This window comes from Streptomyces sp. ST2-7A, from assembly GCF_021390475.1.
Classification (GTDB): Bacteria; Actinomycetota; Actinomycetes; order Streptomycetales; family Streptomycetaceae; genus Streptomyces.
The window spans coordinates 48,895-75,699 of record NZ_JAJUWS010000008.1; the positions used below are offsets into that span (position 1 = coordinate 48,895).

Annotated in this window: 23 protein-coding genes and 1 pseudogene; 17 read left to right on the forward strand and 7 right to left on the reverse strand. The window is 72.2% G+C overall.

All coding sequences use genetic code 11. The annotated features are described in order from the left end of the window. Positions 1 to 87 precede the first annotated feature (87 nt). The gene (locus LZF96_RS07085; protein WP_233867244.1) at positions 88 to 810 is read right to left on the reverse strand and encodes a bifunctional DNA primase/polymerase; all 723 of its coding nucleotides are present in this window, start codon (positions 808 to 810) and stop codon (positions 88 to 90) included. Positions 811 to 1,404: 594 nt separating this feature from the next. On the opposite strand from LZF96_RS07085, the gene LZF96_RS07090 reads away from it, so the two are divergent. The 5 genes from LZF96_RS07090 (at position 1,405) to ffh (ending at position 9,473) form a co-directional block, all read left to right on the forward strand. Next, positions 1,405 to 2,991, forward strand: a complete 1,587-nt coding sequence (locus LZF96_RS07090; RefSeq protein WP_374203136.1) for a hypothetical protein — start codon at positions 1,405 to 1,407, stop codon at positions 2,989 to 2,991. Between the two features lie 372 nt (positions 2,992 to 3,363). Further along, entirely contained in the window at positions 3,364 to 4,695 is a 1,332-nt protein-coding gene (locus tag LZF96_RS07095) for an ammonium transporter (RefSeq protein WP_374203146.1), read from the forward strand. Further along, positions 4,692 to 5,030 (forward strand): P-II family nitrogen regulator, encoded by a 339-nt coding sequence (locus tag LZF96_RS07100; RefSeq protein ID WP_233867253.1) that lies wholly within the window; start codon positions 4,692 to 4,694, stop codon positions 5,028 to 5,030. Before LZF96_RS07095 ends, LZF96_RS07100 begins: the two co-directional genes overlap by 4 nt. Before the next feature lie 157 nt (positions 5,031 to 5,187). Then, positions 5,188 to 7,797, forward strand: a complete 2,610-nt coding sequence (locus LZF96_RS07105; RefSeq protein WP_233867269.1) for a [protein-PII] uridylyltransferase — start codon at positions 5,188 to 5,190, stop codon at positions 7,795 to 7,797. Between the two features lie 113 nt (positions 7,798 to 7,910). After that, positions 7,911 to 9,473, forward strand: a complete 1,563-nt coding sequence (gene ffh / locus LZF96_RS07110; RefSeq protein ID WP_233867271.1) for a signal recognition particle protein — start codon at positions 7,911 to 7,913, stop codon at positions 9,471 to 9,473. 170 nt (positions 9,474 to 9,643) lie between these two features. Here the strand turns inward: ffh and LZF96_RS07115 are convergent, their stop codons facing one another. Beyond that, positions 9,644 to 10,522 (reverse strand): SAM-dependent methyltransferase, encoded by an 879-nt coding sequence (locus LZF96_RS07115; RefSeq protein ID WP_233867273.1) that lies wholly within the window; start codon positions 10,520 to 10,522, stop codon positions 9,644 to 9,646. A gap of 150 nt (positions 10,523 to 10,672) precedes the next feature. On the opposite strand from LZF96_RS07115, the pseudogene LZF96_RS07120 reads away from it, so the two are divergent. From LZF96_RS07120 to LZF96_RS07175, 12 genes and pseudogenes are all read left to right on the forward strand, one after another. Continuing rightward, positions 10,673 to 11,303, forward strand: a pseudogene (locus LZF96_RS07120) (proline--tRNA ligase); the annotation flags it as partial. A gap of 751 nt (positions 11,304 to 12,054) precedes the next feature. Then, complete coding sequence (locus LZF96_RS07125) at positions 12,055 to 12,657, forward strand: hypothetical protein (RefSeq protein ID WP_233867277.1); 603 nt, start codon at positions 12,055 to 12,057, stop codon at positions 12,655 to 12,657. A gap of 243 nt (positions 12,658 to 12,900) precedes the next feature. Beyond that, on the forward strand, positions 12,901 to 13,332 hold the full coding sequence (gene rpsP / locus LZF96_RS07130; RefSeq protein ID WP_233867279.1) for a 30S ribosomal protein S16: 432 nt from the start codon (positions 12,901 to 12,903) through the stop codon (positions 13,330 to 13,332). A 2-nt stretch (positions 13,333 to 13,334) separates the two neighbouring features. Next, complete coding sequence (locus tag LZF96_RS07135) at positions 13,335 to 13,574, forward strand: RNA-binding protein (protein ID WP_143623946.1); 240 nt, start codon at positions 13,335 to 13,337, stop codon at positions 13,572 to 13,574. 155 nt (positions 13,575 to 13,729) lie between these two features. Continuing rightward, positions 13,730 to 14,308 carry a ribosome maturation factor RimM gene (gene rimM, locus LZF96_RS07140; protein ID WP_233867293.1) on the forward strand — a complete coding sequence of 193 codons (579 nt, stop codon included), beginning with the start codon at positions 13,730 to 13,732 and terminating at the stop codon, positions 14,306 to 14,308. After that, positions 14,308 to 15,159 (forward strand): tRNA (guanosine(37)-N1)-methyltransferase TrmD, encoded by an 852-nt coding sequence (gene trmD / locus LZF96_RS07145; RefSeq protein ID WP_233867302.1) that lies wholly within the window; start codon positions 14,308 to 14,310, stop codon positions 15,157 to 15,159. Before rimM ends, trmD begins: the two co-directional genes overlap by 1 nt. 169 nt (positions 15,160 to 15,328) lie before the next feature. After that, positions 15,329 to 15,676 (forward strand): 50S ribosomal protein L19, encoded by a 348-nt coding sequence (gene rplS / locus LZF96_RS07150; protein ID WP_182663330.1) that lies wholly within the window; start codon positions 15,329 to 15,331, stop codon positions 15,674 to 15,676. 310 nt (positions 15,677 to 15,986) lie between these two features. Beyond that, entirely contained in the window at positions 15,987 to 16,580 is a 594-nt protein-coding gene (lepB, locus tag LZF96_RS07155; RefSeq protein ID WP_374203137.1) for a signal peptidase I, read from the forward strand. Positions 16,581 to 16,737: 157 nt separating this feature from the next. Next, a complete protein-coding gene (gene lepB, locus LZF96_RS07160; RefSeq protein WP_233867305.1) occupies positions 16,738 to 17,406 on the forward strand; it encodes a signal peptidase I in 669 nt (222 codons plus the stop codon). Between the two features lie 241 nt (positions 17,407 to 17,647). Next, the gene (gene lepB / locus LZF96_RS07165; RefSeq protein ID WP_233867308.1) at positions 17,648 to 18,658 is read left to right on the forward strand and encodes a signal peptidase I; all 1,011 of its coding nucleotides are present in this window, start codon (positions 17,648 to 17,650) and stop codon (positions 18,656 to 18,658) included. 286 nt (positions 18,659 to 18,944) lie between these two features. After that, a complete protein-coding gene (gene lepB, locus LZF96_RS07170; RefSeq protein ID WP_233867310.1) occupies positions 18,945 to 19,679 on the forward strand; it encodes a signal peptidase I in 735 nt (244 codons plus the stop codon). Positions 19,680 to 19,767: 88 nt separating this feature from the next. Further along, entirely contained in the window at positions 19,768 to 20,100 is a 333-nt protein-coding gene (locus LZF96_RS07175; RefSeq protein WP_233867312.1) for a DUF2469 domain-containing protein, read from the forward strand. Between the two features lie 1,334 nt (positions 20,101 to 21,434). On the opposite strand, the gene LZF96_RS07185 is transcribed toward LZF96_RS07175, so the two are convergent. The 5 genes from LZF96_RS07185 to LZF96_RS07205 form a co-directional block, all read right to left on the reverse strand. Beyond that, positions 21,435 to 21,995 (reverse strand): TetR/AcrR family transcriptional regulator, encoded by a 561-nt coding sequence (locus LZF96_RS07185; protein ID WP_233867577.1) that lies wholly within the window; start codon positions 21,993 to 21,995, stop codon positions 21,435 to 21,437. Between the two features lie 99 nt (positions 21,996 to 22,094). Further along, positions 22,095 to 22,937, reverse strand: a complete 843-nt coding sequence (whiG, locus tag LZF96_RS07190; RefSeq protein WP_233867314.1) for an RNA polymerase sigma factor WhiG — start codon at positions 22,935 to 22,937, stop codon at positions 22,095 to 22,097. A 263-nt stretch (positions 22,938 to 23,200) separates the two neighbouring features. Beyond that, complete coding sequence (gene dprA / locus LZF96_RS07195) at positions 23,201 to 24,394, reverse strand: DNA-processing protein DprA (protein WP_233867325.1); 1,194 nt, start codon at positions 24,392 to 24,394, stop codon at positions 23,201 to 23,203. Between the two features lie 140 nt (positions 24,395 to 24,534). After that, the gene (locus LZF96_RS07200; protein ID WP_233867328.1) at positions 24,535 to 26,109 is read right to left on the reverse strand and encodes a YifB family Mg chelatase-like AAA ATPase; all 1,575 of its coding nucleotides are present in this window, start codon (positions 26,107 to 26,109) and stop codon (positions 24,535 to 24,537) included. Next, a complete protein-coding gene (locus LZF96_RS07205; RefSeq protein WP_233867331.1) occupies positions 26,109 to 26,504 on the reverse strand; it encodes a YraN family protein in 396 nt (131 codons plus the stop codon). Before LZF96_RS07205 ends, LZF96_RS07200 begins: the two co-directional genes overlap by 1 nt. Positions 26,505 to 26,805 lie beyond the last annotated feature (301 nt).

Genomic DNA, 26,805 nt, shown 5'->3' on the forward strand with positions numbered 1-26,805 from the left:
CGCCCCCGGAGGAATTCGGGGGCGCGTCATCGATCGGGCACCACCCCCGTGGAAGGCGCCCGGTGGGCGAACCCCGTGGAACCCCCGTCATCCGCGAGGGGGACCGCCGCGCCGGCACAGGTGGGTCAGCGCACGCAGCAGCATCCGCCCGCCGGTGGGGTCCGGCCCGGTGTCGGGGCCGGGGTCGCGCAGCCAACGCACCGGTCCGCGCCCCGCGTGGTCGGAGGGTGGGGCGGTCACGTACCCGCCCCGGCCCACCGCCCGCAGGTCGGCGTCCGGGAGACGCCACCCGTCGCCGGTGCGGAGCGCGTCCGTCGGGTGCTCCGCCGTGATGCCCGGGGCGACGAGGAACCACAGCCGTCCGCCGGGGGCCGAGACCACCGGGCCCGTGGACAGACCCAGGCGCTCCAGCCGATCGAGTGCGGCGCGACCGGCGGCCCCCGGTGCGTCCAGCACCTCGAAGAACCGGCCGGCGGGCAGGAGGAGGCTCGCTCCCGGAGTACGGGACCAGCGGGTGAGGGCCTCCGGCAACGGGGTCCCGGCCGGGATCGTCAGGCCCGCGGCGGGGTCGGTGCTCAAGGGATGCGCGCCGGGAGCGGGACAGGCGGCCCGAGCGCAGGAGCACTCCGCGCGCCCGGCGCGGTATCGGGCCCGAACCCCCGGCACCACGTCCCAGCCGCGCAGCGCGGTGTACTCGGCCACCGCCGTCCCCACCGGGTCCGTACCGCGCCTGCGCGGCACCCGTGGGAAGAGTCGCATCTCCCGGAGCTCCCCCCGGACCTCTCCGGTACCGCCGATCGTGATCCCCATGCCCCCTCCAACGGTCCTCGGGCCGGATGGTTACGGGCCCCGGCGCGACGGGCCGGTCGTCCTCCCGGGATCGGCTCCGTCGCGCGCCGGGGTCCTTCGAGCGCTTTGACGCGCAACCGTGCGCCCCCGTGGTGCCCCGTTTCGGGGTCGGTGATCGCCCCTTCGTCCAGTGAACAGCGGATACCGGGGGATAGGTTCTGCGGCGAGGGGTGGCGAATGGTGGCGAATGACCGGCGAGCCTCCCCCGATCCGACTCCACCGAAATACTTTCGGTCGCCCGGTGGGGTTCTCCCCGCGGCACGGCGGAGTCGTCGCCGGTGGCTCCCGGGGTCGCGTTTCCCGGACCCGGGGAGCGGGACGGCGCCTCCCCGTACGACGTGTCGGGGGACGGCGCGGTCCCGAAGAGGAAGAGGTGACCATCGAACCCGGTGTGACGGTCACCCGGGCCGGATCACGGGGGGATCGCGCGCGGATCACGGATTGCATACAGAAGGCCGGCCCCACGGCTCGATTCCGGACGCGGGACGCCGGTGGCGCGGTGGTGACGGGGAGCACGAGTGACGACCGGTCGACTCCGCCGGGGGCGGAGTCGGAATGGGGGCCCGAACGGTGAGCGACAACCCCGGGGACGCGGAGAACATCGGCGGTTTCCCCAAGCCGCCCAACGATCGGCTGGCCTCCTGGTTCGAACGCAGTGGATGGTCCAAGGGCGAACTGGCCCGTCAGGTCAACCGTGGCGCGGGTCGACTCGGTGTCCACCACGTGGGAACCGACACCTCGCGGGTACGGCGATGGCTGGACGGGGAGCAGCCCCGGGAGCCCATCCCGACCATCCTCTCCGAACTGTTCTCCGAGCGCTTCGGGTGTGTGGTCACCGTCGAGGACCTCGGACTGCGGGCCACCCGCCGGACCGCCACCACCTCCGGCGTGGACCTTCCCTGGGTCGGCCCCCGCACCGCCGAGATGATCAACGAGTTCTCCCGCAGTGACCTGATGTTCGGCCGTCGGGGCTTCCTCGGGACCTCACTCACCGTCTCCGCCGGTCCCACCCTGATCGAACCCATGCAGCGTTGGCTCGCGCCCGGACCTGGCGCGGGGGAGCCGGGAACGGGGGACGGCGGACCGGCGGAACACGGCACCCCGTCGATCCCCGCGCAGGCGTCCCCGACCCCACCGCTCCCCGATGTCTCCGTCCCGCCGCTCTCCGCCGGCGACCTGGAGTTACTGGACGACACCACCGCCATGTTCCGTGACTGGGACGCCCAGAGCGGCGGAGGGCTGCGTCGCAAGGCGGTCGTCGGGCAACTCCACGAGGTAACCGACCTGCTCCGCGAGCCGCGCCCGGGCCGGGTGCGCCGCCGGCTGTTCCGGGTGACGGCCGAACTGTCCTCGCTGGCCGGCTGGATGAGCTACGACATCGGGCTGCAGCCCACCGCGCAGAAGTACTTCGTGCTCGCCCTGCACGCGGCGCGGGAGGCCGGGGACCGTCCGTTGGGCGCTCTCGTCCTCTCCCAGATGGCCCGCCAGATGATCCATCTGGGTCGCCCGACGGACGCCCTGGAACTGGTGACCCTCGCGCAGTACGGGGGTCGGGAGGACGCGGGCGCGCGACTGCTGTCGATGCTGCACGCGCTGGAGGCCCGGGCCCGTGCCTCGCTCGGTCAGACCAGCCGCTCCCGGCGTGCCGTGGACACCGCCGACGATGTGTTCACCGAGATCCGCGCCGGTGAGAGCGAGCCGGGCTGGATCGGTTTCTTCACCTCCGCCGAACTGCACGCGGAGAACGGCCACGCCTACCGGGACCTGGCCTACGCCACCGACGCCGATCCCGATCACACCGTTCCGGCCCGGAGGCGGATCGGTACCGCGGTGGACCTCTTCCGGGAGGAACTGGAGCGCAGCGGGAACGTGGGCGAGCCGGGGCCGCGACGTTCGTATGCACTGTGTCTGATCGGCCTGTCCACCGTCCACCTGCTGTGCCGGGAACCCGAGGCCGCCGCGGAGCGCGCCATGGAGGCGCTGGAGGTGACGACGCGACTGCGCTCGGAACGGGTCTGTGACCGGCTTCGGAGCACCGCCGCCGCGGCGGCCCGGGAGTTCGGCGACGTGCCCGCGGTGATGCGGTTACAGGAGCGGATGGCCGTCGAACTGCCCGGCGCGGGGATCACCCGCGAGACCTGACCACCGTCTCCCGCGCCCCGGCCCCATCCGGTTCCCCGCCACACCACTCCGTCGCTCCGCCGTGCGGGAGCACGCGGACTCCGGTCCCGGAACGCCGGGCCCCACCCGCTCGCCTCCGTCGCCGGAGGGAGGCCGTTCCGGGGCGCGGACCGTTCGCCCACACGACCCGGGGATGCTCCCGTCGCCCCCGCCCGCCGCTCCCTCCGGGGCCCCCGGCGCCCCGGATCGGACATGTCGTGCGGGACCCCCGCCGTCCATGCGTGCTTCATGGGTGCGTAACACGCGCGGATTCATTGTCATGACCGTGAAACATCCGGTGGCATCGACCGAAATCCCCCTCCGGGAGTGTGTGGCGCATCCCGACCCGCCCAGATTCCGCCCGCACGGGTCGTTACCACTGAGGAGACGTTCACCTTGGAAGCAGCAGATATCGCATTTGTGGTGATCTGTGCCGCCATGGTCATGTTGATGACCCCCGGCCTCGCCTTCTTCTACGGCGGCATGATCCGTGTCAAGAGCGCTCTCAACATGCTGATGATGTGCTTCATCACCATGGGCATCTCCAGCGTGCTGTGGGTTCTCTACGGCTGGAGCGTGGCGTTCGGTACCGACGTCAACGGTGAGGGGGGCGGCCTCTTCGGCAACTTCGACTTCATCGGTTTCCAGGGCATGCTCGACCTGGACAACACCCCCGAGCTGTTGACCATCGCCGTCTTCCAGCTGATGTTCGCCGTGCTGACACCCGCACTCATCAGCGGCGCGCTGGCCGAGCGGGTCAAGTTCAGCGCCTGGGCCCTGTTCGTCGCCGTGTGGGTGTCCATCGTCTACTTCCCGGTCGCGCACTGGGTCTGGGGCGAGGGCGGCTGGATCGGCGGACTGGAGATCGACGGCCGGGAGGTCATCGACTTCGCCGGCGGCACCGCGGTCCACATCAACGCGGGCATCGCGGCCCTGGCCGCGGTCCTGGTGATCGGCAAGCGGATCGGCTTCAAGAAGGACTCGGGCATGCGCCCGCACAACCTGCCGATGGTGCTCCTGGGCGCGGCCCTCCTGTGGTTCGGCTGGTTCGGCTTCAACGCCGGCTCGGAACTGGCCGCCAACGGCACCGCCGCCCTGATGGCCCTCAACACCATGGTCGCCACCGGCACCGCCGTCCTCGGCTGGCTGATCTACGAGCGCCTGCGGTACGGCGCCTACACCACCCTGGGTGCCGCCTCCGGCGCCATCGGCGGCCTGGTCGCCATCACCCCGGCCGGTGCGGACGTCACCCCCATGGGCGCGATGGCCATCGGTCTGGTCTCCGGCGCGGCCTGCGCCTGGGCGGTCGGCCTGAAGTACAAGCTGGGTTACGACGACTCCCTCGACGTCGTCGGTGTCCACCTCGTCGGTGGCCTCATCGGCACCCTCATGGTCGGCTTCCTGGCCATCGAGGTCGGCGGCTTCGCCCAGTTCGTCCTGCAGGCCATCGCGGCGGGCGCGGTGCTCGTCTACTCCTTCGTCGTCACCCTGCTGCTCGCCCTCGCCATCAAGCACACGATCGGCTTCCGGGCGGACGAGGACGCCGAACTGACGGGCCTGGACCAGGTCTACCACGCGGAGAGCGGGTACGACTTCAGCCAGTCCGGTGGCGGTTCCGCCGCCGGTTCCGCCGGGGACCGGATCCCGGCCGCCACGCAGACCGGTGACAAGAAGGTGGACGCATGAAGCTCATCACCGCGGTGATCAAGCCGCACCGCATGGACGAGGTCAAGGACGCCCTCCAGGCGTTCGGGGTGCACGGTATGACGGTCACCGAGGCCAGCGGCTACGGTCGCCAGCGAGGTCACACCGAGGTCTACCGGGGCGCGGAGTACACCGTCGACCTGGTGCCCAAGACCCGTCTGGAGATCCTGGTCGAGGACGAGGACGCCGAGCAGTTGATCGACGTCATCGTCAAGGCCGCCCGCACCGGCAAGATCGGTGACGGGAAGGTGTGGAGCGTCCCCGTGGAGTCCGCGGTGCGGGTGCGTACCGGGGACCGGGGGCCGGACGCCCTCTGATCCGAGCAATCCGACCCGGTGGGTTCCGGCGCGCGCCGGAACCCACCGGGCCGACTTCCATCCGGTGGGGCCACGAGGCCCTTCGCCGGAGGGGATGCCGCCGGGCGCGGACGGCCCGGGTGGACACCGACCGACCACAACGGGGAGCCGTGACCGCATGACCGCCGACACCAGCCGCGACGCCGGCAGCCGGGCCGGATCCGACGAGTCCTACCCCGCCGCCCGCCTCCGCCTCCTCGGTGGGGACGGCCCCACCGGGGCCGGCCGCCGCGCCGAACTCTCCCGGGCCACCGACCTCTGGCTCACCGGCCTGCTCAACGCGCCGACCCCGGACGGCGCCCCGGCCCGGCCACGGTGCGCCCTGGTCGCCGTGGGCGGTTACGGACGCGGTGAACTCTCTCCCCGCAGCGACCTGGACCTGGTGCTGCTCCACGACGGTCGGGCCGCCCGCGAGGAGATCGCCGCCGCCGCCGACCGGATCTGGTACCCCGTCTGGGACATGGGTCTGTCCCTCGACCACTCGGTGCGCACCCTCGAGGAGGCGCGGCGCACCGCGGGGGAGGACCTCAAGGTCCACCTGGGTCTCCTGGACGCCCGACACGTCGCCGGCGACGACACCCTCACCGCCGAGCTGCGCACCTCCCTGTCGGCCCGGTGGCGTTCCGACGCCCCCTCCCGGCTCCCCGAACTCCACCAGATGGGCCGGGAACGGGCCCGCCGTCATGGCGAGCTGCCCTTCCTCCTGGAACCCGATCTCAAGGAGGCCCGGGGCGGGCTGCGGGACGTCACCGCGCTCCGCGCCGTCGCCGCCTCCTGGGTCGCCGACGCCCCCCGCCGGGGCCTGGAGGAGGCCCGCGCCACCCTGCTCGACGTGCGCGACGCCCTCCACCTCACCACCGGCCGGGCCACCGACCGCCTCGCCCAGGAGGACCAGCCCCAGGTGGCCGAGGCCCTCGGCCTGCTGGACGCCGACGCCCTGCTGCGCCGTGTCTACGAGGCCGCCCGCACCATCGCCTACGCCTCCGACGTGACCTGGCGCGAGGTGGGGCGGGTGCTGCGCTCCCGCTCCGGCCGGACCCGCCCCTCCCACCGCCTGCGCGGCCTGCTCGCCGGCCGGCCGGGGCGCCGGGGGGCCACGGAGGAGCGCCTGCCGTTGGCCGAGGGAGTGGTGGAGCAGGACGGCGAAGTGGTGCTCGCCCGTACCGCCCGCCCCGACCGCGACCCGGTGCTGCCGCTGCGCGCCGCCGCCGCGGCCGCCCGCTCGGGCCTGCCACTCGCCCTGCCCGCCGTGCACCGCCTCGCGGAGGCCGCCGCGCCGCTGCCGGTCCCCTGGCCGGCGGACGCCCGCGAGGAGTTCGTCATCCTGCTCGGCTCCGGCCGGGACGCCGTCCCGGTCTGGGAGGCGTTGGAGGCGGCGGGTCTGATCACCCGCCTGCTCCCGGACTGGGAGCGGGTCCGCTGCCGGCCGCAGCGCAATCCCGTGCACCGCTGGACCGTGGACCGTCACCTGGTGGAGACCGCTGTTCGGGCCTGTGCGCTGACCCGCCGGGTGCGCCGTCCGGACCTGCTGTTGGTGGCCGCGTTGCTGCACGACATCGGCAAGGGCTGGCCCGGCGACCACAGCGTGGCGGGGGAGACCATCGCGCGTGACATGGCCGTCCGGATCGGTTTCGGCCCGGAGGACACCGAGGTGTTGGCGCGCCTGGTCCGCCACCACCTGTTGCTGGTGGAGACCGCCACCCGTCGGGATCTGGAGGACCCGGCGACCGTGGAGCACGTGGCGACCGCGGTCGGTGGGATCGACACGCTGGAACTGCTGCACGCCCTCACCGAGGCCGACGCGCTGGCCACCGGCCCCGCGGCCTGGTCGACGTGGCGGGCCTCGCTCATCGCCGACCTGGTCAAGAGGGTGACGGAACACCTGCGGACGACCACCGACGGGGACGGTGCCACGGCGACGGAGCCCGCCGCCGACACGGCGGGGGCGGGCTCCCCCGGCGTGCCCACCACACCGGTGAACTCGGCCGGGGACGAACGTCTGGCCCTGGAGGCGCTGTCCACCGGGGGACCGGTGCTCACCCTGCACACCCCGCCGGAGCCGTCCCCGACCTCCGCGGGGGCGGGGGACGGCTCCGGCAACACGCCGGTCGGAAAGGTCGACGACCACGACGCTCCGGCCGAGCCCGCGGCCCCCGAGCCGGTGGGCGTCGAGCTGGTGGTGGCGCTGCCGGACCGACCGGGGGTACTGCCCGCCGTGGCGGGGGTGCTCGCCCTGCACCGCCTCACCGTCCGATCCGCCGAACTGCGCAGCATCCGCCCCGCGGACCAGGGTGCCGCGTTGCTGTTGGAGTGGCGGGTGGCGGCCGAGTTCGGCTCGCTGCCCCGGGCGGAGCGACTGCGGGCCGACCTGGTCCGCGCGCTGGACGGTTCCCTCGACATCTCCGCCCGTCTGGCCGAACGCGAGGCGGCCTACCGGCGGCCCCGCCGCCGGGCACTCCAGGCCCCGCCGCCGAGGGTCGGTGTGGCTCCGCTGGGCTCCCGCCTGGCCACCGTCATCGAGGTACGGGCCCAGGACGCCCCCGGCCTGCTGTACCGCATCGGCCGCGCGCTGGAGGACCGCGGGGTGCGGGTGCGCAGCGCCCACGTCAGCACGCTGGGCTCGAACGCGGTGGACGCCTTCTACGTCACCGGGCCCGACGGCGGACCGCTTCCGGCCACCGGGGCCGCGGCCCTCGCCCGGGAGGTGGAGCGGGCCCTGGCCTCCTGATCCGGGACCCGGTGGCCGGCGCGGAACCGCCCGGGGCCCGGAACGGGGTCGCGGGCGGATACCCTGAAGGACACCGCTGTCCCGCTCTCCGACGTGAAGGAACCGCGAGCGCCGTGTTCGACACTCTCTCCGATCGCCTTGCCGCGACGTTCAAGAACCTCCGGGGCAAGGGACGCCTCAGCGAGGCGGACATCGACGCCACCGCGCGCGAGATCCGCATCGCCCTGTTGGAGGCGGATGTCGCCCTGCCGGTCGTGCGCTCCTTCATCAAGGAGATCAAGGAGCGGGCGGCGGGGACCGAGGTCTCCCGGGCCCTGAACCCCGCCCAACAGGTCATCAAGATCGTCAACGAGGAACTGGTCCGCATCCTCGGCGGCGAGACCCGCCGGCTGCGGTTCGCCAAGACCGCGCCCACGGTGATCATGCTCGCCGGCCTCCAGGGCGCGGGCAAGACCACCCTCGCCGGCAAGCTGGGCCGCTGGCTCAAGAGCCAGGGGCACTCGCCGCTGCTGGTCGCCTGCGACCTGCAGCGCCCCAACGCCGTCAACCAGCTCGGGGTCGTCGCCGAGCGCGCCGGGGTGGCGATCTACGCCCCCGAGCCGGGGAACGGGGTGGGCGACCCGGTGACCGTGGCCCGCGACTCCATCGCCCACGCCCGGGAGAAGCAGTACGACGTGGTGATCGTCGACACCGCCGGTCGGCTGGGCATCGACGAGGAGCTGATGCGGCAGGCCGCGGACATCCGCGACGCCGTTTCCCCCGACGAGATCCTCTTCGTCGTCGACGCGATGATCGGCCAGGACGCGGTCACCACCGCCGAGGCGTTCCGCGACGGGGTGGGCTTCGACGGTGTCGTGCTCTCCAAGCTCGACGGCGACGCACGCGGTGGCGCGGCCCTCTCGATCGCCCGGGTCACCGGCCGGCAGATCATGTTCGCCTCCAACGGCGAGCAGCTCGACGACTTCGACGCCTTCCACCCCGACCGAATGGCCTCCCGCATCCTCGGCATGGGGGATGTGCTCAGCCTCATCGAGAAGGCGGAGCAGACCTTCAGCCGGCAAGAGGCCGAGCGGATGGCGGAGAAGCTCGCCAAGGGCCCCAAGGAGTTCACCCTCGATGACTTCCTGAGCCAGATGGAGCAGGTCAGGAAGATGGGCTCGCTCTCCAAGCTCCTGGGCATGATGCCCGGGATGGGGCAGATGCGGGACCAGATCAACAACCTCGACGAGCGCGAGGTGGACCGCACCGCCGCCATCATCAAGTCGATGACACCGGGTGAGCGCGCCGATCCGAAGATCATCAACGGCTCGCGTCGGGCCCGTATCGCCCGTGGCTCCGGTGTGGACGTCAGCGCGGTCAAGAACCTCGTGGAGCGGTTCTTCGAGGCCCGCAAGATGATGTCCCGCATGGCGCAGGGCGGCGGGATGCCGGGCATGCCGGGCATGCCCGGGATGCCGGGCGCGGGTGGAGCCTCGAAGAAGCGCGGCAAGCCGCAGAAGAAGGCCAAGGGCAAGCGACGCAGCGGCAACCCGATGAAGCGGCAGGAGGAGGAGCGCGCGGAGGCGGCGCGTCGCGAGGGCGAGGGCAACGCCTTCGGCATCCCCGGCGCGGACGGGGACCCGGGCTCGTTCGAGTTGCCCAAGGAGTTCCGCGACATGCTCCCGCCGGGACGCTGAGGGGCCGTCTTCGACCGGATACCCTTTTCGCCCCGACAGCCGTTGCCTCCCCCGCCACGGGCCCGCTTCCGTGGCGGGTCGAGGGGACGCGGCCGGGTCGGTGTGCCGACGCCCTCCCGTCCCGGGAACGGAACGGGGGAGGGCGTCCGGGAGCGACGCCGAACTCGGACTCAGACCCGGACGGCTCCGGCATCCGCCTCGCCGGGCACCCGGCACACGACGTACCGCAGGATGTTCGACAGCCACACGGATCCGTCAGACCCCAGATACGGGTTCAGCGCCTCCGCCAGTTCCTTGGCGACCAGGTCCACCCCCACGCCGCGCACCGCCTCGTCGAAGCTGCCCGTGGCCAGCAGGCCGCGCAGCGCGGAGGTCATGCCCGGGTAGCCGAAGGGGCAGCCGACCTCACCCTCCTCCACCGGGCGGATCCCGGCGGCGAGCGCGATCTCCCGCAGCCCGGCCGCGCCCGGCGCGTCCGGGGTCTCCGCCGCCTCTCCACCGACTCCCCCGTCCGCCGGGTCCCGCACGGTGCGGCCGAGGCGGTCGCCGACCCGGAGCGCGGCGCTGACGGCGCACTCCTCGGGGCGACCCCGCCCCGAGAGGACGACACCGGCCCCCGGCTCGGCCAGCGCGACGGCGCGGCGCAGCTGATCCATCGCCGGTGGGGAGCCGAACGAGGTGATCAGGGTGAACGGGGCCCGGATCGATTGTCCGGCCTCGCGGGCACTCGCCGGGAGAGAGGACAGCAGTCGGGCGGGCCAGCGCCGGGTGCCCCAGCCCCAGACCGGATCGGGTAGCAGGCGTTCCCCGGCCAGCCGCAGGCGTTCGGGGTCGGGTTCGGTACCCGTGACACTCGCGCCACGGGCGGCGGCCCGCAGCAGTGCCAGTCCCGAACCGCAGTTCAGTTCCAGCAGGCGCGTGCCCGGACCCACTCCGGTGCGTTCGTACACCGCTTCGTAGAGCGGCAGGAGCATGCGCTCCTGGATCTCGGCCCAGTCCCGGGTGCGGGAGAGGCGGTTGATGTCGTGGTGGATCAGCGTTGGTGTCATGGCCGTGCCCCAATCGACGGGTCGGGTGCGGTCCGCTGCTGTCGGCCTCCCTGCTCCTGTATGCCAGATAACTCCCGGTTGCTCCCCCCGTCCAGGGGCCGAAGGGTCCGGATTCACGCTTCTGCCCCACGGAGTCGTGGCATTCCGGCCATGACCAAGGCATCCGGGCTCACTCCTCGCGCGGAGCGCTTTCCCGCTGGTACCAGGACCTGATCGCCGAAGCGGAACCGGACGACCACGGCCCGGCGCGCGGGACCATGGTCGTTCGACCGTACGGGTACGGGTTGTGGGAGCGCACGCACTCCGAAATGGATGTCCGAATCAAGGCGGCGGGTGCCGAGAACGCCTATTTCCCGCTCTTCATCCCCCGGTCGTACCCGACCCGTGAGGCCGGGCACGTCGAGGGCTTGGCCCCGAACCGGCGGCGGTCACCCACGGCGGGGGAAAGCGCGCGGGAAACCGGTGGTGGGGTGCCCCACCTCCGGATCGATCGTCAACGAGTATTTCGCCGAGTGGATCCGGGGCCCCCGGGACCCGCCGCTGTTGATCAACCCCGGTGGGCCGATGTCGTGCGCTGGGAGACGCGTCCGAGGGTATTCCTCCGGACGAGTGAATTCCTGTGGCAGGAGGAGCACACCGCGCACGCCACCCCCGAGGAGGCCCGGGACCACGCGGCCCGCATCCATCGTGAGGTGTACGCAGACTTTCCGGTCGATGTCCTCGCGATCGATGTCGTGCTGGAACGCGAGACCCCCGCGAGCACGTCGCCGGGGCCGTCCACCGACGTGAGCGCGGCGGCCGAGGCGATCGAGGCCGCCCCACCGGCGACTGGGCACGGATCCCCCGGACCGCCCCCGGGGGCGGAGGGTGAGATGGCGCCGGCCGCCGAGGGGTCACGGTGCGGTGCCCGGTGGGGGCGGACGGGTCGGTCCCCGGGGCCGATGACGCTCCGGGTACGCTGGCCGTGATGGCGCGCGCGTACCGATCGGGAGTCCGCCCTCCCGCCGGTCGCGTCCGGGCGCCGCAGTACGACAGCACGACACGTGTCGAGGCCGGGGGCCCGCTGGTGACGGCATCGGGGAAGCATCGAACGAAGGCGGGAGCCATCCGATGGGCTCCCGGAACGGATGTCGGGAATCGGGCGCCGGATTCCGGTGGTGGCTCCGGGCACCGCGGGGAGCCATGGGGGCCCCTCCGGAGTTCCGTGACCGCCTCCGATTCCCCCTGTCGTCTCACCGTCGACTCCCCCCGCTGCCCGGGTCCTTCGGGCCATATCGCCGGGGTCGCCCGGGGCGCCGTTTCCCCCTCCGCTCCGACTCCACCGCGAAGCGGGGACGGCGCGGGGGAGGGGCCGGGGACCGGGAGCGAGGGGATGGCATGCCGGCATCGGGTCACCCCGGTCCGGGATCCCCGCCACCGGTGGCTTTCCGTCCCGGATGGTGACACCTCGTCACGTACTGACCGGTAAGTTCAAATTCGGAGACTTTCTCCACAATCGGAACGCCCCGGGGGGCCGAGTCGTTAATCCCGACGTGAGCACGACACCACCTGTCCTCGCCGCCGAGCTGGCGCTCGCCTGGTCCGACATTCAGCGCTACCATCCCGAGCTCCCCGATCTGGCGGCTCCCGAATCCCTGATCGGCGAGTCCTCCTCCGCCTGCGGCGCCCAACTCTCCTTCGAGCGTCTGTTGCACGAGGCGGTACACGGCATCGCGGCCGCCCGCGGTGTCCGCGACACCTCCCGCGCGGGGCGCTACCACAACCGTCGATTCCTGGCGATCGCCGAGGAACTGGGGCTGGAGCACCCGGAGGAACCCCACCCCAGCAGCGGCTTCTCCCTGGTGGTGATGAACGCCGGCGCCCGTCGACGCCATCGGCAGACCGCGGAACGCCTGCAATGGGCTCTCTCGGCGCACCTCGCCGCCACCGCGGCCGACACCAAGCGCAGCTTCCGGGGCCCGGCCGCGCGTCACGGATCCTCCGGCGGGGGAGTGAGGGTCAAGGCCGTCTGCGACTGTGGCCGCAATGTCCGGGTCGTTCCCTCGGTGCTCGCCCAGGCCCCCATCGTCTGCGGGGCCTGCAACAAGCCGTTCCGTATCGACGAAGCGGTCGACCCGGTCACCGCCGCCGCCTGAACACCCACCGGCGCCCCGCCGGGGCGTCGGTGTCGGAGCGGCCCCGCCCGTGCCCTGCCGCCGTACGGCCCGGCGTCCGTTCGGGGGAGGGCGGTCGGTGTGGCACAATGGGCCGCTGAACTCGCCGGCCGTACAGGACCCCTCTCTCCTCCGGCTGACGCGTCCGCAGGGCCCCGGACGCCGCAACCCCACGCGGTAAACCGTCACGGTCCACCCACGTCAACTCCAGGAGACACCACAGCCGTGGCAGTCAAGATCAAGCTGAAGCGTCTGGGCAAGATCCGGTCGCCGCACTACCGCATCATTGTCGCCGACTCCCGTACCCGTCGTGACGGCCGCGCGATCGAGGAGGTCGGTCTGTACCACCCGGTGCAGAATCCCTCCCGCATCGAGGTCGACTCCGAGCGTGTGCAGTACTGGCTGGGTGTCGGCGCGCAGCCGACCGAGCCCGTGACGGCGATCCTCAAGGTCACCGGTGACTGGCAGAAGTTCAAGGGCCTGCCCGCCCCCGAGCCGATGAAGGTCGCCGAGCCGAAGCCGGAGCGCGTGCACTTCGAGGCCGTTACCGACGGCACCGGTGGGGACGCCAAGGGTGAGGCCATCACCCAGAAGGCGAAGAAGAGCGACAAGGCCGCCGACGCCGAGTCCGGCGCGGACGAGTCGGCCGGGGCCTGAGCATGCTCGAGGAAGCCCTCGAGCACCTGGTGAAGGGCATCGTCGAACACCCCGACGAGGTTCAGGTCGCCTCACGCACTCTGCGGCGGGGACGGGTGCTGGAGGTCCGGGTTCACCCCGATGACCTCGGCAAGGTGATCGGTCGCAACGGCCGGACCGCCCGCTCCCTGCGCACCGTCGTCGGCGCTCTCGGGGGGCGCGGTATCCGCGTCGACCTCGTGGACGTCGACGAGGTGCGCTGAGTCCTCCCGCCACCCCATTCCGGCGACCCCGTCGCCCGCAGCACCCACCCGGGTCGGGTGCGGCCACCGCCGCGCCCGGCCCGGTCTGCTGTCACCGGAGGGCACCGCCCTCACCGGTCCCGTCCCTTCAGCTCATTCGGAAGGCAGTCCATCCCGTGCAGCTCGTCGTCGCCCGCATCGGTCGGGCCCACGGCATCCGCGGTGAGGTCACGGTCGAGGTCCGCACCGACGAACCGGAGATCCGGCTCGGCCCCGGTGCCGTCCTCGCCACCGACCCCCCGGAGGTCGGACCGCTCACCATCGAGACCGGTCGGGTTCACAGCGGTCGGCTGCTGTTGCGCTTCGAGGGCGTGCGGGACCGCTCCGGCGCCGAGGCCCTGCGCAATACCCTCCTGATCGCCGAGGTGGACCCGGAGGAGGTACCCGAGGACCCCGAGGAGTTCTACGACCACCAACTCGTGGACCTCGAGGTGGTCACGGAGGCCGGAACGGTCATCGGGAGGGTCGCCGAGATCTCCCACCTGCCGGGGCAGGATCTGCTGGTCGTGGAACGTTCGGACGGTGGCGAGGTACTGATCCCCTTCGTCCACGCCATCGTCCCCGAGGTGGACCCGGCTTCCGGCCGACTGCTGGTCACCCCTCCACCGGGCCTGCTCGACGCGGCCGACGGAGAGCCCGGCGACGGCCGTGACCCCGAAGAGGGAGATGGCGGGGAACGGGGGAGGGAGGTCTGATGCGCCTGGACGTCATCACGATCTTCCCCGAGTACCTCGCGCCGCTGCGACTCTCGCTGGTCGGCAAGGCCGCCGACCGGGGCCTGCTCGACATCCGGATCCACGACCTGCGTGCCTGGACCCGGGACCGCCACCACACCGTGGACGACACCCCCTATGGCGGCGGCCCCGGCATGGTCATGAAGCCCGAGCCCTGGGGTGAGGCGCTCGACGAGATCCTGGCCGACGGCCCGCCGACCGACGGAGACGGCGCGGAAACCGCGGCGCGGTCGGACACCGGACCGGTACTGGTGGTGCCCACCCCCAGCGGGCGCCCCTTCACACAGGAGATCGCCGCCGAACTCGCCGAACGCCCGCACCTGGTTTTCGCCCCCGCACGCTACGAGGGCATCGACCGGCGCGTGGTGGAGGAGTACGCGGAGCGCGCGGAAGTGCGCGAGCTGTCCATCGGTGACTACGTGCTCGCCGGTGGTGAGGCGCCCGTACTGGTGATGGTGGAGGCCGTGGTCCGGCTGCTGCCGGGGGTTCTCGGCAACGTCGAGTCCCACCGTGACGACTCCTTCGCGGCGGGTTCCATGGCGCACCTCCTGGAGGGCCCCGTCTACACGAAGCCGCCGGTGTGGCGGGGGCGGGAGGTTCCGGAGATCCTGCTCGGCGGCCACCACGGCAACATCGCGCGCTGGCGCCGGGACCACGCCCTGCGGCGCACCGCCGAGCACCGCCCCGACCTGCTGCGCGCCGCACCTCCCGGGAGCTGGGACCGCCCGGACCTTCGGCTTCTCGCGGAACTCGGTTGGGAGCCGGACGCGGACGGTCGATTTGGGCCCCGCCCCGGCGGCATGGAAGAATGAGCCGTTGCCGTCGAACGGCGCGTGCCCCTGCCACAGGGGGCCGGCGCCCGCCGCGGCGGCACACCCCGTCGGGACCACGCGATTCCCGCACGGGACCCGATCAGTTCATCCGTTCACCCCATACCATTCCGCCGATGACCTGTGGCATCGGCGAGGAGAGCAGCAGGTCATGAACCTCCTCGACAGTGTCGACGCCACATCGCTCCGCGACGACATCCCGGCCTTCCGCCCGGGGGACACCGTCAACGTCCACGTGCGCGTCATCGAGGGCAACCGCTCCCGTGTCCAGCAGTTCAAGGGCGTCGTCATCCGTCGCCAGGGCTCCGGTGTCCGGGAGACCTTCACCGCCCGCAAGGTCAGCTTCGGCGTCGGTGTCGAGCGCACCTTCCCCGTCCACACCCCGGTCGTCGAGAAGATCGAGGTCGTGACCCGCGGCGCGGTTCGCCGGGCCAAGCTGTACTACCTCCGTGAGCTGCGCGGCAAGGCCGCCAAGATCAAGGAGAAGCGCGAGCGCTGAGTCGTTTCGGTCGCCACCCGGGTACCATCACGGAGTGGCCGACACCGACGCACACCGCACGGAGCGCGACCACGGCGCCACCCCCTCCCGGGGGTTCGGCCCGCGGTCGCGCTCCGTTGTGTTCCCCGGTCACGCCCCCGGCCGCTCCGGTGGTCGCGGCGTCTCGGGAACCGCCGGGAACGCCGGTGGGGAACGGAACGTTGACCCCGCCGGGGAGATGTCCCCCGCGGGGGCCGACGATTCGGAGGACGCCGATGGCCCGCGGCGACCGTTCGGAACGGGCGGGCGTCGTCGAGCGCTGGTGATCGGAGTGCCGCTGGTGGTGTTCCTGCTGATCGGCAGCTACGTCGCGCAGCCCTTCGTGATCCCCAGTCGTTCCATGGAGACCACCCTGGAGGTTGGTGACAGGGTGTTGGTCAACAAACTCGCCTACCGGTTCGGTGGGGAGATCCGCCGCGGTGACGTCGTTGTCTTCGACGGCACCGGCACCTTCTCGGGAGAGGGCGACCCCACCGGACCGTTGGCGCGCACCGTGGGTACCCTCGCCTCCTCCGTCGGTATCGGCAGGGCACCCGCGCACGACTACGTCAAACGGGTGATCGGGGTCGGAGGCGACCGTGTGCGCTGTTGCGACGAGCGCGGGCGCCTCGAGATCAACGGCGCCGCTTCGGAGGAGCCGTGGCTCCATCCCGGTGCCACCGCCTCGGAGGTGGAGTTCGACATCCGTGTGCCGGAGGGGCGACTGTGGGTGATGGGCGATCACCGCTCCGGCTCCGTGGACTCCCGCGATCTCCTCGGTCGTCCCGGTGGGGGCACCGTACCCGAGGACCGGGTCATCGGACGCGCGGAGTTCGTGGTCTGGCCGCCCGCCCGCCATGCCTCGTTGAGGCCGGCCGGTGGGTAGGCGCGGACGTCCCGCGGGCGGGACGCCGAACAGGGGAGGAAGCGGACGCAGAGCGGTGGGGCGTGCCTCCGGAGACGGGGAACCCCCCTCCCGCGGGCCCGTCGAGGGGCGGGCGGCCCGACGGCGGACGGCCAAGCGGATCAAGCGACGGCGTCGGTTGCGAACCACCCGTGAGATACCCATTCTGCTGGTCATCGCGTTGGCCATAGCGCTGGGGATCAAGACCTTCCTGGTCCAACCCTTCGTCATCCCCTCGGGCTCCATGGAACAGACCATCCGCATCGACGACCGGGTGCTGGTGGACAAACTCAGCCCCTGGGTGGGCTGGCAGCCCTCCCGCGGCGAGGTCGTGGTCTTCAAGGATCCGGGCGGGTGGATGGCCGGTGACCCCTTCCTCGAGGCCACCGAGTACCCCCCGGTGATCCGGGAGGCCCGGGCCGTGCTGAGCTGGGTCGGTCTACTGCCCGAGGGTGACGGGGAACACCTGATCAAGAGGGTGATCGCGATCGGCGGGGACACCGTGGTGTGCTGTGACGCCGATGGTCTGATCACCATCAACGACACCCCGCTGCGGGAGCCCTACCTGCATCCCGGCAACGCTCCCTCCACCCTGCCCTTCGAGGTCACGGTGCCCGAGGGGCGGGTCTTCGTGCTGGGGGACCACCGCTCCCGTTCCCAGGACTCCCGCTTCTACCTCAACGACCCCGGCCAGGGAACCGTCCCGCTGGACCGGGTGGTGGGGCGCGCCGTCGTGATCGCCTGGCCGTTCGACCACTGGACGACCCTCAACGGGGTGGAGGCGTTCGTCGCCGTTCCCGACCCCTGATCGCCCCGGCGGGCCACCGGGCCCGGTGGCCCGCCCCGGTGTGGGATACGGGGCACCGGGCCGGGGAAGTCGGATGGGACGGGTGCGGTGCCCGGGACCCGACGTGTGTCCCGGGAAAGAATTGACCAAATGCCCCGCCCCCCGATGCCTGCGGAACCCCCGCTCGTTAGGGGAGGAGGAGGACAACGGTCCACCCCGCCCGGGGTGGACCCCAGCGGCCTGAGGAGTGGATGTGGGGGACGTGGCAGTCGGTGCCCGGTCCGGCGCGAACGAGGAACCGGAGGATCGCCCCGCGTGGTCGGACGAACCCGCCGGTGACGCCGGCCCCGGGGTACCCCCGTCCCGGCGGGACCGGACGCATCGGTCCGACGGCGTGGCGTCCGGCGACCCCCGGGACCCGGCGGAGGGCCCCGGGGGCCACGCCGGGGACGGCGAGGGAACCGAGCCGGGGGAGGGGGACCGCCGGGGGGATCCGCCCAAGCAGCGTTCCTTCTGGAAGGAATTGCCGATCCTCATCGGCATCGCCCTGGTGCTGGCCCTGATCATCAAGACCTTCCTGCTCGAGGCGTTCTCCATCCCCTCCGACTCGATGCAGAACACCCTCCAGCGGGGGGATCGGGTGCTGGTGGACAAGCTGACCCCGTGGTTCGGCTCCACTCCGGAGCGCGGCGAGGTCGTCGTCTTCCGCGACCCGGGCGGCTGGTTGGGGGAGACCCCGGATGCCTCCGGGCCGTGGGCCACGGTGCAGAAGGGGATCAGCTACGTACTGCCCTTCCCCTCGCCCGACGACAAGAACCTGATCAAGCGGGTGATCGCCGTCGGTGGGGACACCGTCGCCTGCGAGCAGGGCGGTCCGGTGACCGTCAACGGCGAACCGGTGGACGAGACGGACTTCATCTACTCCGGTAACACGGCGTGCGACGACAAGCCCTTCGGGCCCCTGGAGATCCCCGAGGGCAGGCTCTGGGTGATGGGCGATCACCGTCAGGGTTCCCTGGACTCCAGATACCACATGGAGGGTCCCACGGGCGGCACCGTCTCCGAGGACGAGGTGGTGGGTCGCGCGATCGTGGTGGCCTGGCCCCTCGGCCGCTGGTCCTTCCTGCCGGTTCCCGACGGTTACGAGGAGTTGAACTCCTCAGCCGAGGCAGCCGGGGTCCCCGTGACGGCGCTGTCCGGCGCGTTGGGCGCGGCGGGCGCCGTACCGTTGGTGATGTGGCACCGTCGGCGACGCACCCCCGACGGCGGCTGAGGGCGGCCGGCGGCGATCGGGACACGGCCGCCCGGATTCCCGGCGGGGACGCGGAACACCGTCGGAGGAGGGAGAGCCGACCTGTGCCCCTCCGACCCGTGAAGACGCCCCGGCCCCTCGGTACGGCCACGCCGTCTCCGGCCCGTCCCGGGATCGTGCCACCACCGTCCCGGAAGTCGGTGGCCGGCTACGGGATCGGGGCGTCCCCGGGTAGGGTCGCCTTCCGACCGTACTCCCCGTCGCGAACACTCGCGGCGGGGCCGTCGGACTCCGGGAGGGATACGGGATGAGCGCAGCGCGGCGTGGCGGGGGACGCCTCGGACAACGGTTGTCCCGGGCGACGGCCGTCCTCGGTTGTCTGCTCTTCCTCGGAGGGTTCGTCCTCGTGGCCGTTCTGTACCAGCCCTACGCCATTCCCACCGACTCGATGGCACCCACCGTGCGATCCGACGATCGGGTACTCGCCCATCGGGTCGCCGGAGCGGAGGTGCGTCGCGGTGACGTGGTGGTCTTCCGGCAGGAGAGCTGGGGCGAGCTGCCGATGGTCAAACGGGTGGTGGCGATCGGCGGTGACACGGTGGCCTGCTGCGATGAGGGAGGGCGGCTACTGGTCAACGGCCGCCCGATCGTGGAACGCTATCTGGACGTCGGTGAGCCGGCGTCCACGACCCCCTTCGAGCACGAGGTTCCGGAGGACGAGCTCTTCCTGATGGGGGACCGCCGGGCGGACTCCCTGGACTCCCGCACCCGACTGACGGAGGGGGAACCCGCCACCGTGCCGAGGGACGCGGTGACCGCCCGGGTGGAGGCGACGGTGTGGCCACCGGATCGGTTCGGACTCCTGCCCCGGGCATCCGGCTTTGCGGACCTGCCGGGTGGCCTCTCGCAGCCAGGCCCCTTCCGGCCGTTGTTGTGGGCGATCGGTTCCGGTGCCGCCCTGATCCTCTTGTCGGTACTGACCGGTCCGCTCCTGCGGGGCGCGGCGCGGATCGGGGAAGGTGACGGACCGCGGCGAAAGTGAGCCCTCGGGGGCGTACCCGATCGAACCGGGGCGCCGGGCCGCGGTGCCGGCGCACAATGAGGGAACGAGCGGCTGAAGGGACCACGTGATGAGCGCCGAGGATCTCGAGAAGTACGAGACCGAAATGGAGCTGAAGCTCTATCGGGAGTACCGGGACGTGGTCGGGCTCTTCACCTACGTGATCGAGACCGAGCGGCGCTTCTACCTGACCAATGACTACGAGATGCAGGTCCACTCGGTCCAGGGCGAGGTGTTCTTCGAGATCACCATGGCCGACGCGTGGGTATGGGACATGTACCGCCCCGCCCGCTTCGTCAAGCAGGTGCGGGTTCTCACCTTCAAGGACGTCAACGTCGAGGAACTGAACCGCAGCGAACTGGACCTGCCGGAGAACTCCGGCTTCCGGGGAGGGGGCTCCTGACCCGGCACCGGGCCCCGGGCCGGGGCCCGGTGCCGGGTACCCACGGGGCCCTCGGTTGTGGACGAAGGAGCGGTCGGCGGGGTTACCGGTCCCCCTTTTTCACACGTCCGAGTGAGGGAATGAACGCTCCGGACGGGGTTCTCCACAGAAAATCGTTGAGCGTCGCGGCGGGTGGGCGATCGACATCACCCTGAACGCATGATCACCGACCACATGCGTTCACGTGCCTTCCGCGCCGGGGGCGATCCGTCCCGAATCTCCCTGCTCCGGTCGTTCCCCCGCCCGGACGCCGCCGGACGGCCGCGCTCCCCCTTCCGATCCCCCCGCACGATGCTCGCCCTGGTGGCCGTGTTCGTCTCGGTGGCCGTTCCGGTGGTTGCGGCGGCGAGGGCCACCCCCACCACGGATGACGGGCGGGAAGGCGCGGGGACGTTCCGTACCGCCTTCACCGGTGATGGAGTCGGCTCGACGGTGGTCCGCCTCCCCCGGCGGGACACGGAGGACGGCACGGCGCCCGGCGGGGCAGCCGCGCGGCCGGTCGATCCCGCCCCGGCAAGCGGGGAGCCGGTCGGAGCACCCCATCCCGGGCCCTCCGGTCCTCTCCCGCCGCCCGCGCGATGGCCGCTGATCACACTGCCGCTGGTGGAGCGCCCCTTCGAACCTCCACCGCGGCCCTGGCAGGCGGGCCATCGGGGGGTGGACCTGCCGGCCGAGGTGGGGGCCGTGATCCTCGCCCCGGTATCGGGCCGGGTGGTCTTCGCCGGGCCGGTCGCCGGGCGGGGAGTGCTGGTGATCGAGCTCGACGAATCCGGGAGCGCTCGGACCGCTTCCGGGGGGACCCCGACTCCCCCGGAAGCCGGGGAGGCCCGACGAACCACCTTCGAACCGGTGGTCCCGTTGGTCGAGCCCGGTCGGCGCGTGCTGCCGGGCGATCCGATCGCCCGGCTGGCAGCCGGACCCCACCACTGCGGTCGGCCGTGCCTGCACTGGGGATTGCGGGCGGCCCGGCTCAGGGGAGCGGACCCCGCCGCTCCCGAACGTTATCTGGATCCGCTGTCCCTGCTGCGGCGTGGGCCGGCCCGACTGCTTCCCGTGACGGAGGTGCCCCACCTCCCCGGCACAGTCCCCGCCGGGACGACGGGGACGGTGGGAGGGGCGGTCGGCCGTCACCCGTCGGCGGGCGGGAGCGATGCCGTCGAGCACGCGAATTCCCCGACGTCGGGCGCTTCTCCCGTCGGCCCGGCGGTGGGCGAAAAGTCGCGGGGTGCGGAGTCCCCGCATCGGGCACCACACGCGTCACCATGTGTGGTGTCTCCTCCGGGGGATCCTCCTCCTCAGCTCTCTCGGGAGACGCCGCGCAGCACCATCCGCACCGCGTGTTCGGTCACCTCGACACCCGGTTCCGCGTTCAGTTCCGCGCGCCGGACGGCGGCGTCCACCACGCCCTGGACAAGGGAGGCCCCCAGCCGGGGGTCGGGGTGACCGAGCTCCTCCAGCACACCCACCACCAGCTCGATCAACGAACCGTGTGCCGCGCGGATCCGTTCGCGTGCGCCCGAGCTCAGTTCCCCGGAGGAGATGGCGACCACGGCCCGATGTCGTCGATCCCCGGCCAGCGCCAACTGGGAGCGGATGTAGGCGGCGATCCGCTCCTCGGGGGAGTCCGCCGCGCGCATCGCCGCCTCGACCTCCCCGGCCCACACCGGAAAGTCGGCCGCGCACAACTCCTCGACGACGGCGGCCCGGGAACGGAAGTACTCGTACACCGAGGAGCGGGCCAGGCCCGTTCGCTCGGCCAGGGCGGGAAAGGTCAGCGCGCCCTGGCCGCCCTCGGCCAGCAGGGACCGGGCCGCGTCCAGCAGGGCGGCGCGCTGCATGTGGCGGTGTTCGGCCACGGAGGCCGCTCGAATCCTGGGCACCCCTCCACTGTAGAGCGCTCACGGACCGGTGTCCCCGGCCCCGGTCGGCCGGTTCTCCCCTACCCCGGAGCCGTCTCAGTTGTTCACATCTGCCAATTTCGAACGCAGCAGCAGCACCGATTTGGTGTGGATCTGACTGATCCGACTCTCGGTGACTCCCAACACCTGACCGATCTCGGCCAGGGTCAGCCCTTCGTAGTAGTAGAGCGTGATCACCGTCTTCTCCCGGTCGGGGAGGGCGTTGACCGCTCGCGCCAGAAGCCTTCGCAACTCGCGGTCCTCGGCCACCTCCACCGGATCGTCGGCGCTGGTGTCCTCGAGGATGTCCATCAGACTCAGTTGGTCACCCCCGTCTCCGACCGGGTGCAGCAGCTCCTCCAACGCGACCGTGTTGGCCAGGGACAGCCGACCGAAGAACTCGTGGAGCTCGTCCAGCCCCATGTTCATCTCCCGCGCGACCTCGGCCTCGGTGGGGGAACGACGCAGCGAGAACTCCAGGGCCGAGGAGGCACGTTCGAAGGCCCGGGCCTTTTGTCGCACCGAGCGCGGGATCCAGTCCAGGGCCCGCAACTCGTCGATCATCGCCCCCCGGATGCGGGTGATGGCGTAGGTCTCGAATTTGATCGAGCGCCCCGGGTCGAACTTCTCGATGGCGTCGATCAGGCCGAAGACCCCGGAGGAGACGAAGTCGGCCTGCTCCATGTTGGGCGGGAGGCCCACCCCCACCCGACCGGCGACGTATTTGACCAGCGGTGAGTAGTGCAGGATCAACTGCTCGCGCAGTCGACCGTCGCCGGTGTCCTTGTAATGCCGCCACAGCTCGTCGAGCGGGGTGACGACGGTTCCGGAGCCGGTGCCCCGAGTCCTGACCGGCGCGTCGGCGGCCGGTGGCCGGGGCCCTGGGGTGTGCTGGGGCATGCGGGGTGTCGACCGTTCTGCTGTGGAGGGTGGGATCCCGCCGGGGCGCGGGACGGTGGGGGAAGCGGCACGGGCGCCGGGAGGGGGCTCCCGACGCCCGCGCGACGGATCGGAGTTCCGGCGCGCGCACCGGGCGGTCGGGGTCGGTGGGGCGCCCGGAGCGGAACCGTTGTGAGCGTAGCGTGACATCCGGGTGGCGGTGCGCATATGGAGGGGGATCGGGGATGCGCAGATACGTTCCGAGGGACGCACCGTGGTGTGACTTACCTACCGTCCGGTGGCTCCCCGCCCGGTCTCTCGGGTTTCCCGTCCCCACTCCCGGTGCCGTTTCGGAAGGTGGAGCGGAACCACCGTCCGCGCACTTGTTCGGCGAAGCCCAGGGCTCCGAGTTCCAGGAGGCGCGCCAGGGTCTCGCGTTCCCCGGCGCACGCCCCCACCGCCACCCGGTGGGGCTCCACCCCCGGCGGGCCCGGCAGCGCCTCCAGCACCCGTTCCGCCCCGGGTGTCAACACTCGACGGGGAACCACGGGACCCGCGGTCGTTCCGTGGACCACGTCGTCGGACGGAACCCCTTCGGTCCCACCCGCGGTTCCCCCGATCGGCCCGACCAACTCGAGGATCTCCTCGACACCGCCCACCAGCACGGCCTCCTCGCGGAGCAACCGGTGCACGCCCCGGGAGTGCGTGGAATAGACCGACCCGGGCACACCCATCACCGCGCGCCCCACGTCCGCCGCCCGGCGCGCCGTGGACAACGCGCCGCTGCGCACGGCGGCCTCGATGACCACCGTCCCCCTGGTGAGCGCCGCCAGCACGCGGTTGCGTGTGAGGAACCGTCCCCGGGTGGGCCGCAGACCCGGCGGCAACTCGGCCACCACCAGCCCCTGCTCCGTGATCCGGCGCAACAAATCGGCGTGCGAGGCCGGGTAGGGCACGTCGACCCCGCAGGCCAACACCGCGACCGTCGCCCCACCGACCGCCAACGCCCCCCGGTGCGCGGCACCGTCGATACCGAGCGCACCCCCGGAAACGACCGTCCAACCGTGTTCGGCCAGCCCCGCTCCCAGATCCGCCGCCACGTGGGCCCCGTAGTCGGTGCACGCCCGGGCCCCGACCACGGCCACCGATCGGACCGCCAGCAGCCGCAGCGAGGGGCCTCCGCGCACCCACAGTCCCACCGGGCGACCGTCGCCCAGGTCGTTCAGTTGGGCGGGCCACTCCGTGTCGCCGGGACAGACGAACCGGGCCCCCATCCTTTCCGCCGCCCACAGATCGCGTTCCGGCAACGCGTCGCGGTACCTCAACCGCAGACCGGCCCAGCGTTCCGCGCCCACGCCCGGTGGCGGCCGGTCCTCCCGCAGATCGGCGCACACACCCATCGCGCCCACTTCGGAGAGTCGTCGGCCGAGGACCGTGTCGCCGGGCTCGATCACCCGGCACAGACGGGCTCTGGCCAACCGTTCCGTCTCCGACGGCCGCCCCTCGCCGGGTTCGGGAAGCGGATCCCGACAGTCGCCGTCGAGTTGCTTTCCCGAGGGGGAGGGCCGTTCCCCGTCGGGTTCCCGTTTCCTCCGCGCGGCGGCGCGGTCCACCCCGTTCACGCCGGGCCGCCGACGAAACCGGCACCCCGGGGCACACCGGTGCGCAGCGCCAAAGCGGTGTCCACGTCCTCCGCCGAGGGACGATCCCGTCCCGCGAGGTCGGCCACGGTCCACGCCACCCGCAGCACCCGGTCCAAACCCCGGGCGGTGAGCAATCCGCGCTCCAGGTCCCGCTCCGCACGCTCCAACGCCGCGGGACCGGGTGACCACCGCCCCCGCAGCTCATGGCCCGGCACTTCGCCGTTGACCCGCCACGGTGTCTCCCGCCAGCGGCGTTCGGCCCGTTGCCGGGCCCCGAGCACCCGATGGGCGACCACTTCCGTGGACTCCCCGGATCCCGGTGCGGCCAACAGTTCCGCCCGACCGACGGGCTCCACCGGCACCCGCAGATCCATCCGGTCCATCAGTGGGCCCGACAACCGGGCCCGGTAACGACGCACCACCGCCGGCGGACACTCGCATCCACCGGCGGCACCGCCGTGTCGCCCGCACGGGCACGGGTTGGCGGCCATCACCAGCAGGAACCGCGCGGGCAGGGTCATCATCCCCGCCGAACGGGCGATCACGACGCGTCCGGACTCGAGAGGCTGTCGCAGGGCGTCCAGCACCCGGCCGCTCATCTCCGCCGCCTCGTCGATGAACAGCACGCCGCGGTGGGCCATGGACACCGCTCCGGGACGGGGCAGACCCGTGCCACCTCCCACCAGGGCGGCCATGGAGGCCGAGTGGTGCGGAGCGCAGTACGGCGGGCGCTCCACCAGGGGGCGTCCCGCCGGCAGCGACCCGTCGATGGAGTGCACCGCCGTGACCTCCAGGGACTCACGGCGGGTCAAGGGCGGCAGCAGACCCGGCAGACGCTCGGCGAGCATCGTCTTGCCGGCTCCGGGCGCACCGCGCAGGAAGAGATGGTGACATCCGGCGGCGGCCACCTCCAGCGCGTGCCGGGCCACCCGCTGCCCCGCCACGTCCGCCAGGTCCGGCTGTCGCTCGGCGGGCGGTGCCCCGGGGTCGGGCCCGGGCTTACCGGGAAGTTGATCCGGCTCCTCCTCGGGAACCGGCTCGCCGTTCAGCACCGCGATCAACTGGCGCAGGCTGCGGACCCCGAGCACCGCCATCTCGGGCACCAGTGCCGCCTCCGCCGCCGTGGACTCGGCGACCACCACCCGGCGGTACCCCGCGGCCGCCGCGGCCAGGACGGCGGGCAACACCCCGCGCACCGGGCGCACCCGGCCGTCCAGCCCCAACTCACCGAACATGACCATGTCGTCCACCGAGGCCGGATCCATCCGCTCGGCCGCCGCGAGCACCCCGGCGGCGATCGCGAGGTCGAATCCGCTCCCGGACTTGGGCACCGTCGCGGGGCTGAGGCCCACGGTGAGCTTGCGTTGCGGCCAGGGAACCCCGGAGTTCACCACCGCCGAGCGCACCCGCTCGCGACTCTCGCTCAGGGATTTGTCGGCCAGACCGACCAGCGAGAACGCCGGAACCCCGGCCTCCAGGTCCGCCTGGACCTCCACCACCACCCCTTCCACACCCTGCAACGAGACCGATCGGGTACGGGCGAACGCCATCACGCCACCCCCCGCACATGCTCCAGCACCGGGGCACCGCGACGGGGGATCAGCACCCCGATGAGGTCCAACCGGACACCGCCCGCCGGCGGCGTGCCGTGTTCGGGCAGCCACCGCTCGGCCATCCACCGCTCCGCCAGGTCACGCAGGCGGGCGGTCTGTCGGCGGCCCAGCCCCGCCAGAGGAACCTGGAAGCCGCCGGCCCGGCGGGTTTTCACCTCGCAGATCACCAGGGTGCCCGGGGCGCGAAAACCCTCGGCGGGCTCGAGGGCGACGATGTCGATCTCGCCCCATCGACATCGCCAGTTCCGCTCCAGCACCCGGACCCCCGTCAGCATCAGCCGTCGTGTCGCCACGTTCTCGCCGTACCGACCGATCGCCCTGCGTCGATCCATTCCGATCGCCTCCCAGTCGTTCTCGTGTGCCGCCCCGTGTCGGTCTGGTTTCCGTCGATCCGGAGCGGGGCGACTTCCGATCGCCCTTCGCCCCCGGTCGGCGTGACGGTTCGACCACCGACTCCGTACGTCGACCGGGAGTGACGGGACGGTGCCACGGTGCCGGGAGACAGGGACGTTCGCCGGTGGCGCGGTCATTTCTGTGGACGGACCCGTGGTTGTGGAGAACTTCGTCACCCCAGGGGGTGAAACACCGGTCACAGCCGTGCCGATCGGCCCCGTGAGGTGTCCGACAAGTGGG

What these genes read in the sequence shown, in the direction of transcription:
- LZF96_RS07085 (WP_233867244.1), bottom strand. Translation starts at nt 810, where the DNA reads ATGGGGATCACGATCGGCGGTACCGGAGAGGTCCGGGGGGAGCTCCGG.
- LZF96_RS07090 (WP_374203136.1), top strand. Translation starts at nt 1,405, where the DNA reads ATGGGGGCCCGAACGGTGAGCGACAACCCCGGGGACGCGGAGAACATC.
- LZF96_RS07100 (WP_233867253.1), top strand. Translation starts at nt 4,692, where the DNA reads ATGAAGCTCATCACCGCGGTGATCAAGCCGCACCGCATGGACGAGGTC.
- LZF96_RS07105 (WP_233867269.1), top strand. Translation starts at nt 5,188, where the DNA reads ATGACCGCCGACACCAGCCGCGACGCCGGCAGCCGGGCCGGATCCGAC.
- LZF96_RS07115 (WP_233867273.1), bottom strand. Translation starts at nt 10,522, where the DNA reads ATGACACCAACGCTGATCCACCACGACATCAACCGCCTCTCCCGCACC.
- LZF96_RS07135 (WP_143623946.1), top strand. Translation starts at nt 13,335, where the DNA reads ATGCTCGAGGAAGCCCTCGAGCACCTGGTGAAGGGCATCGTCGAACAC.
- trmD (WP_233867302.1), top strand. Translation starts at nt 14,308, where the DNA reads ATGCGCCTGGACGTCATCACGATCTTCCCCGAGTACCTCGCGCCGCTG.
- rplS (WP_182663330.1), top strand. Translation starts at nt 15,329, where the DNA reads ATGAACCTCCTCGACAGTGTCGACGCCACATCGCTCCGCGACGACATC.
- lepB (WP_233867310.1), top strand. Translation starts at nt 18,945, where the DNA reads ATGAGCGCAGCGCGGCGTGGCGGGGGACGCCTCGGACAACGGTTGTCC.
- LZF96_RS07175 (WP_233867312.1), top strand. Translation starts at nt 19,768, where the DNA reads ATGAGCGCCGAGGATCTCGAGAAGTACGAGACCGAAATGGAGCTGAAG.
- whiG (WP_233867314.1), bottom strand. Translation starts at nt 22,937, where the DNA reads ATGCCCCAGCACACCCCAGGGCCCCGGCCACCGGCCGCCGACGCGCCG.
- LZF96_RS07200 (WP_233867328.1), bottom strand. Translation starts at nt 26,109, where the DNA reads ATGGCGTTCGCCCGTACCCGATCGGTCTCGTTGCAGGGTGTGGAAGGG.
- LZF96_RS07205 (WP_233867331.1), bottom strand. Translation starts at nt 26,504, where the DNA reads ATGGATCGACGCAGGGCGATCGGTCGGTACGGCGAGAACGTGGCGACA.